This window comes from Nitrosomonas sp. (genome assembly GCF_040240425.1).
Taxonomy (GTDB): Bacteria; Pseudomonadota; Gammaproteobacteria; order Burkholderiales; family Nitrosomonadaceae; genus Nitrosomonas.
This window is the reverse complement of the sequence record NZ_QPHG01000032.1, coordinates 1-12,294: the sequence shown is the minus strand read 5'-3', so window position 1 is coordinate 12,294 and position 12,294 is coordinate 1. Positions and strand designations below refer to the sequence as shown.

General features: G+C 49.3%; 12 protein-coding genes, 1 tRNA gene and 1 pseudogene. 12 read left to right on the top strand and 2 right to left on the bottom strand.

Annotation, left to right across the window (positions count from 1 at the left end; genetic code table 11):
• Window positions 1-64: 64 nt before the first annotated feature.
• Genes DU481_RS11805 through DU481_RS11785 form a run of 5 tightly spaced genes read left to right on the top strand, consistent with a single transcriptional unit; the run spans window position 65 to window position 2,797 of the window.
• A complete protein-coding gene (locus DU481_RS11805) occupies window positions 65-388 on the top strand; it encodes a TraK family protein (protein ID WP_350134723.1) in 324 nt (107 codons plus the stop codon).
• Window positions 388-1,119: a nucleotide-binding protein gene (locus DU481_RS11800; RefSeq protein WP_108697962.1), complete on the top strand. Its 732-nt coding sequence runs from the start codon at window positions 388-390 to the stop codon at window positions 1,117-1,119. Before DU481_RS11805 ends, DU481_RS11800 begins: the two co-directional genes overlap by 1 nt.
• On the top strand, window positions 1,116-1,544 hold the full coding sequence (gene traM / locus DU481_RS11795; RefSeq protein ID WP_108697963.1) for a conjugal transfer transcriptional regulator TraM: 429 nt from the start codon (window positions 1,116-1,118) through the stop codon (window positions 1,542-1,544). Before DU481_RS11800 ends, traM begins: the two co-directional genes overlap by 4 nt.
• 33 nt (window positions 1,545-1,577) lie before the next feature.
• Entirely contained in the window at window positions 1,578-1,907 is a 330-nt protein-coding gene (locus DU481_RS11790; RefSeq protein ID WP_108697964.1) for a helix-turn-helix domain-containing protein, read from the top strand.
• A complete protein-coding gene (locus DU481_RS11785; RefSeq protein ID WP_146059759.1) occupies window positions 1,817-2,797 on the top strand; it encodes a tyrosine-type recombinase/integrase in 981 nt (326 codons plus the stop codon). Before DU481_RS11790 ends, DU481_RS11785 begins: the two co-directional genes overlap by 91 nt.
• 35 nt (window positions 2,798-2,832) lie before the next feature.
• Here DU481_RS11785 and DU481_RS11780 read toward each other — a convergent pair.
• A tRNA-Thr gene (locus tag DU481_RS11780) sits at window positions 2,833-2,908 on the bottom strand.
• A gap of 207 nt (window positions 2,909-3,115) precedes the next feature.
• Here DU481_RS11780 and aroQ point away from each other — a divergent pair.
• The 7 genes from aroQ (at window position 3,116) to metH (ending at window position 11,959) form a co-directional block, all read left to right on the top strand.
• Entirely contained in the window at window positions 3,116-3,571 is a 456-nt protein-coding gene (aroQ, locus tag DU481_RS11775; RefSeq protein ID WP_350134719.1) for a type II 3-dehydroquinate dehydratase, read from the top strand.
• A gap of 123 nt (window positions 3,572-3,694) precedes the next feature.
• Window positions 3,695-4,192, top strand: coding sequence for an acetyl-CoA carboxylase biotin carboxyl carrier protein (accB, locus tag DU481_RS11770; protein WP_350134716.1), 498 nt, complete (start codon window positions 3,695-3,697; stop codon window positions 4,190-4,192).
• Window positions 4,193-4,217: 25 nt separating this feature from the next.
• Window positions 4,218-5,573 (top strand): acetyl-CoA carboxylase biotin carboxylase subunit, encoded by a 1,356-nt coding sequence (accC, locus tag DU481_RS11765; protein ID WP_350116978.1) that lies wholly within the window; start codon window positions 4,218-4,220, stop codon window positions 5,571-5,573.
• 52 nt (window positions 5,574-5,625) lie between these two features.
• Window positions 5,626-6,543, top strand: coding sequence for a 50S ribosomal protein L11 methyltransferase (gene prmA / locus DU481_RS11760; RefSeq protein ID WP_350134713.1), 918 nt, complete (start codon window positions 5,626-5,628; stop codon window positions 6,541-6,543).
• A gap of 111 nt (window positions 6,544-6,654) precedes the next feature.
• The gene (locus tag DU481_RS11755) at window positions 6,655-7,464 is read left to right on the top strand and encodes a zinc-ribbon and DUF3426 domain-containing protein (RefSeq protein ID WP_350134710.1); all 810 of its coding nucleotides are present in this window, start codon (window positions 6,655-6,657) and stop codon (window positions 7,462-7,464) included.
• Between the two features lie 35 nt (window positions 7,465-7,499).
• Entirely contained in the window at window positions 7,500-7,979 is a 480-nt protein-coding gene (locus DU481_RS11750) for a hypothetical protein (RefSeq protein ID WP_350134707.1), read from the top strand.
• Window positions 7,980-8,248: 269 nt separating this feature from the next.
• Complete coding sequence (gene metH, locus DU481_RS11745) at window positions 8,249-11,959, top strand: methionine synthase (protein WP_350134704.1); 3,711 nt, start codon at window positions 8,249-8,251, stop codon at window positions 11,957-11,959.
• 230 nt (window positions 11,960-12,189) lie between these two features.
• On the opposite strand, the pseudogene DU481_RS11740 reads toward metH, so the two are convergent.
• Window positions 12,190-12,294: pseudogene (locus DU481_RS11740) on the bottom strand (IS1595 family transposase); the annotation flags it as partial.

Genomic DNA, 12,294 nt, shown 5'->3' with positions numbered 1-12,294 from the left:
GAAAGCAAAAGTAATTCAAGAACTGTTTGTACGCCAAGATAAATATTTTTGTGGAAATTGTGTGATGACTAAATCCTTATCAGATCGAATCGCACTTTATGCGGATAAAAATAAAAGTACCGGTAAGCAATTTTTACCGGCGTTCATCGCGTTGAAACCCGATATCGAGCAGGCATTAAAGGATGGCTGGACGATTCGCCAGATCTGGAACATTTTGCATCAGGAAGAAAAAATCAAATGTTCTTATCAATGGTTCAGGACTTTGGTCAATCGACATATTGGCGAAAACAAAAAGCAGCATCCGCGCATTGATCAAGGAAAGTCAGCTGGGAATGGTCATGAAGGATTTCGTTTTAATTCTGCAACTGAAAAAGAGGAGTTGGTCTGATGGCTAAAATACATATGATTCTGCAAGGGAAGGGCGGAGTAGGCAAATCGTTCATATCATCCACGCTAGCACAACATAAGTTTGCCAAAGGCGGAAATCCATTATGCATTGATACAGATCCGGTGAATGCCACTTTTTATGGATTTAAAAAACTCAATGTTAAGCAGATTAATGTGATGAACAATGATGAGATTGATCCGAGAAAGTTTGATGATTTAATTGAACTCATCGCCAAAGCTGAAAATGACGTCATTATTGACAATGGTGCCAGCACCTTTGTACCGATGTCGCATTACCTCATCAGCAATCAGATACCAGCCTTGCTCCTGGATATGGGGCATGAGTTGGTTGTGCATACCGTGATTACGGGAAGTCAGGCTTTGCTGGACACACTCAATGGTTTTGTACACCTGATTAAACAGTTTCCGAAAGAAGCATTATTTGTCGTCTGGTTAAATCCCTATTGGGGAGAAATCAGCATGAATGGCAAACAGTTTGAAGAAATGAAAGCTTATGTGGATAACAAAGCTCGAGTATCGGCGATTATTAGAATTCCACACTATAAGCCCGAGACTTTTGGTAAAGATTTGAGCGAAATTCTGCAATCGAAATTTACCTTTGATGAAGCGCTTAAAAATAGCACATTACCGGTGATGGTGCGTCAACGGTTAACAATTATCCGCAGACAGCTCTTCACCAATATTGAGAATGTGGCGGCAGTTCTAACATGAGTGCCGACAAATTAGATGCGCTCATTGAAAGAATAGCATCAGAGCACGGCATTGTACTGTCACAGGATGATCCGGTGTTGATGATGCATACGCTCAACGAAGTATTGCTGGAACAAAATGAAAAAGCCCATGCTGAGCTGCTAAGCAATTACCAGGCGATATTGGAAGAGAACTTTAATCGGTGGTGTGAATATTCGACCAAGAAATCCAATTCTCTTCTGAATTCATCCTTGAATAACGCGCATATAACTAGAGATCAATTCCTTGAAAGTTGTATTCAGATGATTGATGAGAGGATTAAAAGCGAGGTGGATCAGGAGATTTATGAGCTGGTCAAAGTATCCAGGCAAGCTGCCATCTTCAATTTACTAGCTTCTTTCATGATCCTGGTTTCAGTTGTAATTGCCTTTCTTCAGTTGTTATAGCAAATCTTTTTTATCAATAAAGTGGGATGGCGCATGAGGACATTAAATTTAAGTGAAGCTGCCCAATTCTTGAAGTTGCACCCTGAAGAAGTGCGCCGTCGCGCTAAAGCGGGAATTATTCCGGGGGCAAAATTAGGTAAACGGTGGGCATTTATTGAAGATGATCTTGCTGACCACATTCGCTCGTTATATGCTTGCACTCGGCAAGCGTTGCAAGTGGGACATGAGGAGAAACAATTATGTCACTCTGTAAACGTGGTAAGACGTGGTGGATTAGTTTCACCACACCAAGCGGCGAGCGAGTTAGATGCTCTGCTGCAACTGAAGATAAAACCCAGGCGCAAGAATTCCACGACAAGTTGAAAGCGGAGTCCTGGCGCGTTGCAAGACTGGGGGATAAGCCAAGGCGAACTTGGGATGAGGCGGCTTATAAATGGCTGATGGAGACGCAACATAAAAAGTCACATCATGAAGATGTGGCTAAAATAAACTGGATCCAACAGTTCTTCAGAGGCAAGTATCTGGATGAGTTGACTCGTGATGTAATCGCAAACATTGGTGAGCTAAAGCTTCAGCAATCAAGTCCAGCAACAGCTAATCGCTTATTGGCGCTAATTCGTGCGATCTTGCGGCGATCTGCTTTAGATTGGGAATGGATTGATAAGCCCCCTGTTATCAAGCTGTATCGTGAAGCAAAGCGCCGAGTACGTTATTTAAGTGCAGAGCAAGCAAATTTGCTTATCCAGGAATTGCCGGAACATTTGGCGGATATTGTAAGGTTTTCATTAGCTACAGGGTTGAGACGGTCGAATGTCACGAAACTGGAATGGTCGCAAGTGGATATGCAACGAAATGTTGCATGGATTCACGGTGATCAGGCTAAAGCTGGAAAGCCGATTCATGTAACGCTCAATGCGACGGCTATAGCAGTATTAACCAAACAGATCGGCAAGAATCCCAAGTCAGTATTTAGTTACAAGGGCAGACCAATCATCCAAGTTAATACAAAAGCTTGGTATAAAGCGTTAAAACGTGCCGGTATTGAAGATTTTCGCTGGCATGATTTGCGCCATACTTGGGCAAGTTGGTTAACTCAGAATGGTGTGCCATTAAATGTCATTCAGGAGATGGGCGCATGGGAATCTGCTGAGATGGTAAGACGTTATGCGCATCTAGCTCCAGAGCAATTTGCTCAACATGCCAGAATCGTGGATAACGTACTTAATGGCACAAATTTGACACAATCGAAGTAAAAGCGGTTCGGTTATGTTTCTAAGTCTTTGTTTTATGGTGCTGTTGAGAGGAGTCGAACCTCCGACCTACTGATTACGAATCAGTTGCTCTACCAACTGAGCTACAACAGCGCTGCTTAAATCAAGCGGCGTATTATAGATGGTTGGGGAATTACGGGCAAATGATAAAGAGTTGAATTCAATTGTTTGTGTTTTTTCTTCGCTGAATATTGTTTGTCGCACAATCCTGTTCCATATTTTTTGACTGACTTTCGTCTAAGTTCGGCGAATTTCGCCAAAAATCTGTACATTTCTGCGATAAGAGTCCATAATTATTAGATGGATCTTAAGAATGTAAAAGTGCAAAATATTTTGATCGTGCATGGCCCGAATTTGAATTTGCTGGGGCTTCGCGAGCCGGAGATTTATGGCGCTACTACATTGCAAGATATTAACAGAAACTTAAGCCAATTAGCCGAAAATCAAGGCATTCATCTGGATTTTTTTCAAAGTAACGCTGAGTTCGCGTTGATTGACCGGATTCAGCAAACCCTGCATGACGGGACGGATTTTATAATCATCAATCCAGCTGCGTATACGCATACCAGTGTGGCATTGCGCGATGCGCTGGCCGCTGTGAAACGGCCTTTTATCGAAGTGCATTTATCGAATGTTTATGCTCGTGAATCTTTCCGGCAGCGATCCTATTTCTCAGATCTGGCGGTTGGTGTCATCAGCGGTTTGGGTGCCAAGGGCTATGAACTTGCGCTGGAATACGCAATGACATCTCATTAACTGGTCACATTGATGAATCAGGTGAAATTTTTTTGCCGCAGTTTTGCACATTTTTGCACGCAGTATTTTGTTTTTTAGATATAACACTACCTTTAAACGAGGCGTGGTCTCGGGAGATTGAAAATGGATTTAAGAAAGCTTAAGAAGCTCATCGAACTGGTTGAAGAATCAAGTATTGCGGAACTGGAAATTACCGAAGGCGAAGAAAAGGTTCGTATCAGTAAGTCTGGCTCCGGCGTGCAAAATTATGCGTTCATGCCGCCTGCCATGCAGCCGGTGATGGCGCCGGTTCAACAGCAACTGTCCGCATCCGCGCCGGATGGAGATAAAAACGGCGATGCGAAAGCCGGTGAAAGCAATGGTTCCGATAAAAGCGCGATACCCGATGGCCATGTCGTTAAGTCTCCGATGGTCGGCACCTTCTACCGTGCGCCATCGCCCGGTGCGAACGCATTTGTGGAAGTCGGGCAAAGAGTCAAGGAAGGTGATACTTTGTGCATCATTGAGGCCATGAAACTGCTGAATGAAATTGAGGCCGATAAAGGCGGGGTTGTTAAAGCAATCCTGCTGGAAAATGGTCAACCAGTCGAATACGGCGAGCCTTTATTCGTTATCCAATGATCGTCTGAATAAAGGCCAGATCACTATGTTTGAGAAAATTCTTATTGCCAATCGCGGCGAAATCGCTTTGCGGATACAGCGCGCCTGCCGTGCGTTGGGTATCAAGACGGTGGCGGTACATTCCGTAGCGGATGCCGAAGCGAAATACGTCAAGCTGGCCGACGAATCGGTTTGTATCGGTCCGGCTGCGGCAACGCACAGTTATTTAAACGTGCCGGCGATTATCAGCGCGGCTGAAGTAACCGACGCCGAAGCGATTCATCCCGGCTATGGATTTTTATCCGAAAATGCGGATTTTGCCGAGCGTGTGGAAAAAAGCGGGTTTGTGTTTATCGGTCCGCGCCCGGAAACCATCCGTCTGATGGGTGACAAAGTCAGTGCAAAGAACGCCATGAAAAAAGCTGGCGTGCCTTGTGTTCCTGGATCGGATGGCGCATTGCCGGAAGATATCGATGAGATCAAAAGGATCGTGCGCGAAATCGGCTACCCGGTCATCATTAAAGCCGCCGGTGGCGGTGGCGGGCGCGGTATGCGGGTGGTGCATACCGAAGCTGCGTTATCCAATGCGATTATCGTGACGCGTAATGAGGCGCAGACAGCCTTTGGTAATCCGGTGGTTTACGCGGAGAAATTTCTGGAGAATCCACGGCATATCGAGTTTCAATTGCTGGTTGACGAATATGGTAATGCCGTGCATTTGGGGGAACGGGATTGTTCCATGCAGCGCCGCCATCAAAAGATTCTCGAAGAAGCGCCGGCGCCAGGCATACCGGAAAAATTACGCGACAAAATCGGCGAGCGTTGTGCGGAAGCCTGTCGCCGGATCAAATACCGCGGTGTTGGCACATTTGAATTTCTCTATGAAAACAATGAATTTTATTTCATTGAAATGAATACGCGGTTGCAAGTGGAGCACCCGGTGACCGAGGCGGTGACCGGCATCGATCTGGTGCAAGCGCAAATCAACGTCGCAGCCGGTATTGTGCTACCGGTGAAGCAGAAAGATGTCGTCATGAAAGGGCACGCGATCGAATGCCGTATCAATGCTGAAGATGCCTATAAGTTAACGCCATCGGCCGGGCGTATCACGCAATATCACGCGCCGGGCGGACCGGGTGTGCGCGTGGATTCGCATATTTATCAAAATTACATGGTGCCACCGTATTACGATTCTATGATCGGTAAGATCATCACATATGGAGATACGCGCGAACAGGCCATTGCCCGCATGCGCATCGCCTTGTCTGAAATGGTGATTACCGGTATTAAAACGAATATCCCGCTGCACCGGGATTTGCTCAATGACGCCTCCTTCTTGCGCGGCGGCGCTTCGATTCACTATTTAGAGCAAAAGCTCGCACTGCATAACAAATCGAATTGACAGGCCGGCGTATCGAATCCGATCCATCCATTAACAATCCTCATTACGCGTCATGTCCTGGGTGACACTGATTATCGAAACGGATGCGGCGCATGCCGAGGTGCTGAGCGATGCGCTGCTGGAACAAGGCGCATTGTCGGTGGATATTCATGATGCCGCCGCCGATACGCAAGACGAGCAAATGCTGTTCGGCGAGCCGGGAGAGCCCAGCGGGGAAATCTGGCAAAACGCGGAAGTTTCCGCGCTGTTCGATCAGGATGCGGATATTGTGGCAATCCTGCGCAATGTTACGCAGATAATACAGCCGGATCAGCCGCTCGGTTACCGTATCGAGCGCGTCGAAGAACAGGATTGGGTGCGCTTGACCCAGTCGCAATTCGATCCGATTCAAATCTCAGCGCGCTTATGGATCGTGCCAACCTGGCACCAATCACCCGATCCGGCGGCCATTAATCTGATACTCGATCCCGGACTGGCATTTGGCACCGGCAGCCATCCCACCACGCAACTATGTCTGGGCTGGTTGGATCAGAATCTGCAGCCGGGCGACAAAATTATGGACTATGGCTGCGGTTCCGGAATACTCGCTATTGCCGCATTAAAACTCGGTGCGCGGTTTGTCACCGGTATTGATATCGATCCCCAAGCAATCAAAGCCAGTCAGGAAAATGCGCTGCGCAATCAGTGCGATCCGGCAAAATTTCATTTTGCAACAGCACATCAAGCCACGGAACGGAGCGCGCAACCGGAAGAGCAAACGGATGTGGTCGTCGCTAACATTCTGGCCAATCCGTTGATCATATTAGCGTCGCTGCTAATGCAAATTGCCCGGAAACATGGCCATATCGTGCTATCCGGGATCCTCAAGGAGCAAGCCGAAGAAGTCAAAGCGGTCTATCAGCAGTGGTTCGATATGCGCATTGCCCGCGAGCAGGAAGGCTGGGTGTTGTTGACCGGAACCAAAAGGTGAAGTAATTTGCCACCGGTTGAAAGCAGGTAAGTCAGTCATAACCCTGCCGATACCTGATCCAGTTACCTATTAACCGGTGATATCAATGCGAATAAATACAGCAAGTAGCCCATGGCGTTGGTGACACTCTGTCCTGGTTGTGGCACGACGTTCCGCGTGAATGCCGCGCAACTGCAGGCACACGGCGGCGATGTGCGCTGCGGCCAGTGTCAGCGAGTATTCAATGGATTTGCCACCTTGATCACCGTACACGAATCGGCGATTGAATCTCCGCCGCCGCAATCGCAGAACGATCTACAAGATGGACAAGCAGGATCGCCGGTGGAAAGCAGCGCGCTGACGCCGCATGTGAATAATGTCACGGATCAACCGATTCTCTCGGATTGGGATCAAGAAACGGCGGAATCCCCGGTGGATCTCTTTGATGAAGAGCCGGTCAAAAAAACATCCGGTTGGTGGGGGGCGGCGAATGTATTGTTGTTATTGCTGCTGCTCGGACAGATCGCGTATACCTATCGCACTGAATTGACCATTATCGCACCGGAAACCAGACCGTACTGGGAGCGCTATTGCGCGTTTGTTGGCTGTCAGGTGCCTTATGCGCAAGATATCCAGCAGTTCGGTATCGAATCGTCCGATTTGCAGAAAAATCCCGCGCGCCAACCGGAAGTGACCACCATGCGCGCGATCATCAGTAATCACGCACCTTTCCCGCAAGCTTTCCCGGCATTGCAATTGTTGTTGCTGGACGCGCAGGAACAAGTCATTGCCAGCCGCATTTTTAGCGCGCAGGATTACTTGCTGGAAGACGATAAAACCATGCCATTCATCGCACCTCGGCATGAAATGGATATCCGCCTGGATTTCGACAGCAGCCAGCTGAATGCCTTGGGTTATCGCCTATTGCTGTTGTATCCTTGAAATATCAATAGTCGTTTAATTCAGTAGATAAAATCATGAAAGTCAAAGACCTGTTTGAAAAATGGGGTCTTGTCGGCCTAAAAATCAAAACGCCAATTCTGGATATGGATTGGAGACCATCCGATCCCGACAAAGCCGCAGCTTGGGATCTCTATGTGGAACTGCTTACCCGTATCACGACACAACCGCTGCCGGACGAAGACGGTGTGGAACAAACCGCACTGGATAGCATACATGCCCTGTTCGGCATCACGCGCAAAACACTCAAGGATCATGGCCGGGATTGCATTCAATTCGCCAGAATCACGGTTGTCGTCCTGAACCAGATCGTGCGCCCTTTTACCGCCAAATGGCACCGCAAAAGCCAGCAAAGCGCTTTCGCTTCGCCTGAGGAATGCCAGCAATTCCGCCGGGAATTGCAAGCTTTGCAAGTACAATTAAGAAATTACACCCGGTTGCTGGCTAAACTGGCCGATGTGGAAGATTTGACCGGGATTGAAGCGGAAGATTTGTAAGGGAATAAAACGCGGCGGCAGCGGATAGTCAAAACAGGATTAGCCGCCGAAGTCTGCCCCTATTGCGCTGCAACAGCATCGTCATTGCTCGAATAACCAATGAAAATATCGCTCATTCTCTGTTAACCAGATAACAGTTCATTGTGTATTATAAAGCTACTGTAGGCGTGTTCTGCGTGTTTAGCCGCTTTCAAAACCGATAGCCTGCGCGATAGAGCGGAACAGCTCAGGTATAATGACTTTTCATCTTTTCACAACATAAACAATCCATGACTAGAGAATCCCGCACTGCCTTATTGGAAAGCCTGTTTGCGCAACGCATCCTGATTTTGGATGGCGCGATGGGTACGATGATTCAGACGTTCAAACTAACCGAAGCGGATTTTCGCGGACAGCGTTTTGCTGATTTTCCGCATGATCTGAGGGGCAATAACGATTTGTTGACGCTGACACGGCCCGATATCATTCACTCGATCCATTCGGGTTACCTGGAAGCAGGCGCGGATATCATTGAAACCAATACGTTTAATTCCAATGCGGCTTCGATGGCGGACTATCATTTACAGGATTTGGTGTATGAATTGAATTGCGCTGCGGCTAAGTTGGCGCGTGAGGCCGCGCAAAGCTTTGAAGCAAAAACACCGGATAAGCCGCGTTTTGTCGCCGGTGTCATCGGTCCGACCACCAAAACCGCGTCGATTTCTCCCGATGTCAACGATCCGGGTTTTCGCGGCATTACCTATGATCAATTGGTCGCGGATTACACCGAATCGATTCGCGGTCTGGTCGATGGCGGCGTGGATATTCTCCTGGTCGAGACCATTTTCGATTCGCTCAATGCCAAGGCGGCATTGTTTGCCATCGATCAATTCTTTGAAGATCATGGTATCCGGCTGCCCATCATGATTTCGGTGACGATTACCGATGCATCCGGACGTACACTGTCGGGACAAACACCGGAAGCGTTTTGGAACTCAATCAGCCACACCCGGCCGTTGTCGGTCGGGATCAATTGCGCACTGGGCGCAGAATTGATGCGCCCGTATATCGAAGAATTATCCGGGGTGGCGAATGTGTACACCAGCGTGCATCCTAACGCTGGGCTGCCGAATCCGCTTTCCGAAACCGGTTACGACGAATCACCGGAGTACACCGCAAACCAGATCAAAGGTTTTGCCGAAGCGGGATTCGTCAATGTCGTCGGCGGCTGCTGCGGCACCACACCGGCGCATATCAAGGCAATTGCGCAAGCGGTTAGCGCTATCGCGCCACGCAAAGTGCCCGATATTCCTAAAAAGCTGCGTTTATCCGGCCTGGAGCCTTTGAACATCGGCGACGATTCCTTGTTCGTCAACGTCGGCGAACGTACCAATGTGACCGGCTCGCGCGCGTTTGCGCGCTTGATTCTCAGCGATAACTACGCAGAAGCGCTGAATGTGGCGCGCAGTCAGGTGGAGAACGGCGCGCAGATTATCGATATCAACATGGATGAAGCGATGTTGGATTCGCAAAAAGCCATGGTGACTTTCCTCAATCTGATCGCCGCCGAACCGGATATCTGCAAGGTGCCGATTATGCTCGACTCCAGCAAATGGACGGTGATCGAAGCCGGTCTGAAATGTGTGCAGGGCAAATCGGTCATCAACTCGATTAGCATGAAGGAAGGTGAGGAAGAATTCATTAAACACGCCAAACTGGCGCGCCGTTATGGCGCGGCGGTGATTGTCATGGCCTTTGACGAACAGGGGCAGGCCGATACGTTGCAACGCAAGGTGGATATCTGCACGCGCAGTTATCGTCTGTTGGTGGATCAAGTCGGTTTCCCGCCGGAAGACATTATCTTTGATCCGAATATCTTCGCGATAGCGACCGGTATCGAAGAGCATAACAACTACGGCCTCGATTTTATTAATGCAACCCGCGCCATCAAGCAAACACTGCCGTACGCCAAGATCAGCGGCGGGGTATCGAATGTTTCATTCTCGTTCCGCGGCAACGAACCGATCCGCGAAGCGATTCATACCGCCTTTCTGTATCACGCGATCAAGGCCGGGATGACGATGGGGATCGTCAACGCCGGACAGCTCGGCGTTTACTCGGATATTCCCGCAGAGCTTCTGGAAAAGGTCGAAGACGTGATTCTGAACCGGCGCCCGGATGCAACCGAACGCTTGGTTGAATTCGCGGAAAACTTCAAAGGACAGAAAAAAGAACAGGTGGAAGATCTGGCTTGGCGCGATGAGCCGCTGCAACAGCGGCTGACGCACGCGCTGGTCAGAGGCATTTCCACGTATATTGTCGAAGATACCGAAGCGGCGCGGGTGGAAATCGAAAAACAGGGTGGGCGTCCGATTCAGGTGATCGAAGGCCCGTTGATGGAAGGCATGGGCGTCGTCGGTGATTTGTTCGGTGCCGGTAAAATGTTTTTGCCGCAGGTGGTCAAGTCGGCGCGTGTGATGAAGCAGGCGGTGGCGCATTTGCTGCCGTTTATCGAAGCCGAAAAGAAATTATCGGGCGACAACAAGCCGAAAGGTAAGATCGTCATCGCCACTGTCAAGGGCGACGTGCACGACATCGGCAAGAACATCGTCACCGTGGTACTGCAATGTAATAACTACGAAGTGATCAACATGGGCGTGATGGTGCCGAGCGCGCAAATTCTCGACATGGCCAAGCGCGAGAAAGCCGATATCATCGGTCTGTCCGGTTTGATTACGCCTTCGCTGGAGGAAATGGCGCATGTGGCCAAGGAAATGCAACGCGAAGGATTTACTATTCCGTTGCTGATCGGCGGCGCGACCACTTCGCGGGTGCACACCGCAGTCAAAATTGCCCCGCACTACAACGGTACGACCGTATGGGTGCCCGACGCCAGCCGCGCGGTGGGCGTGTGCAGCAATCTGCTATCGCAGGATTTGCAAGCAGGTTATATCCAGGAAATCAAGGACGAATACGAGAAAGTGCGCGCGCAGCACAAGAACAAAAAAGGCCCGGCGAAACTGCTGGCGCTTGCCGAAGCGCGCGCCAATGCGTACAAAACCGACTGGAGTAATTACCAGCCGTACCAACCCGAACTGATTGGTGTGCGCACCTTGAACAATTATCCGCTGGATAAAATCGTACCGTATATCGACTGGACACCGTTCTTTCAGGCTTGGGAATTGGCCGGGCGGTATCCGGATATTCTGACCGATGAAGTGGTCGGAGAAACGGCCAGCCAGTTGTTCCGGGACGCGCAAACGATGCTGAAGAAAATCGTCGAACAAAAATGGCTCAGCGCCAACGCGGTGATTGGTTTGTTCCCGGCCAATTCCGTTGGCGACGATATCGAAGTCTATACCGATCAGTCGCGCAGCAAAATCGCCATGACTTACCACTGCCTGCGGCAGCAGGATCAAAAACCGTCCGGAAAACCGAATCGCTGCCTGTCTGACTTTATCGCACCGAAAGAAACCGGCATCAAGGATACCATCGGTCTATTTGCCGTCGGCGCTGGGTTCGGCATTGACGAGCGCATCAAAACGTTTGAAGCGGCGCATGACGATTACAGCGCGATTGTGCTCAAAGCGCTGGCGGATCGGCTGGCGGAAGCTTTTGCCGAGCACATGCACGCACGTGTGCGCCGCGAATTCTGGGGTTATGCCAAGGACGAAACACTGACCAACGAACAACTCATCAACGAAGAATACCGTGGTATCCGTCCCGCGCCGGGTTATCCCGCCTGTCCGGATCACACCGAAAAAGGCCCGTTGTTCGCCACGTTGAATGCCACCGAGAACACCGGCATCATCATCACCGAATCTTTTGCGATGGTACCGACCGCGGCGGTATCCGGGTTCTATTTTGCGCATCCGGAATCCACTTTCTTTGCCGTCGGAAAAATCGGCAAAGATCAAGTGGAGGATTACGCCAAACGCAAAGGCTGGGCATTGGAGGAAGCGGAACGATGGCTCGCACCGGTGTTGGCGTACGAGCGGTAATTTGGTGAGAAACTCATGCGAGCAGGTTTGCTCGCATGTGCCGTCTGAAGAATGTGTTGGCGCTGTTTTTTCCGGTTATTTTGTGCGATGAGGTCCAGAAAACCAGTAAATTTTGCTTCAATTAATTACCTGAAAGTATTAGTATCGCAACTGGTGAAACTGATAACAGTTAATTTTACACCAGAAAAATGCAAGGTAAATTATTGATAATAATAAAGGGTCTTAGGAAGTTAAAGCGGGTTTAAACGTAACAATTTAAGAATTTCATGATAGAGATTATCACGGCGATGATTAAAACGAAATTCGGTTTCTTTCAAGTGCAGGTAGAAAGTATG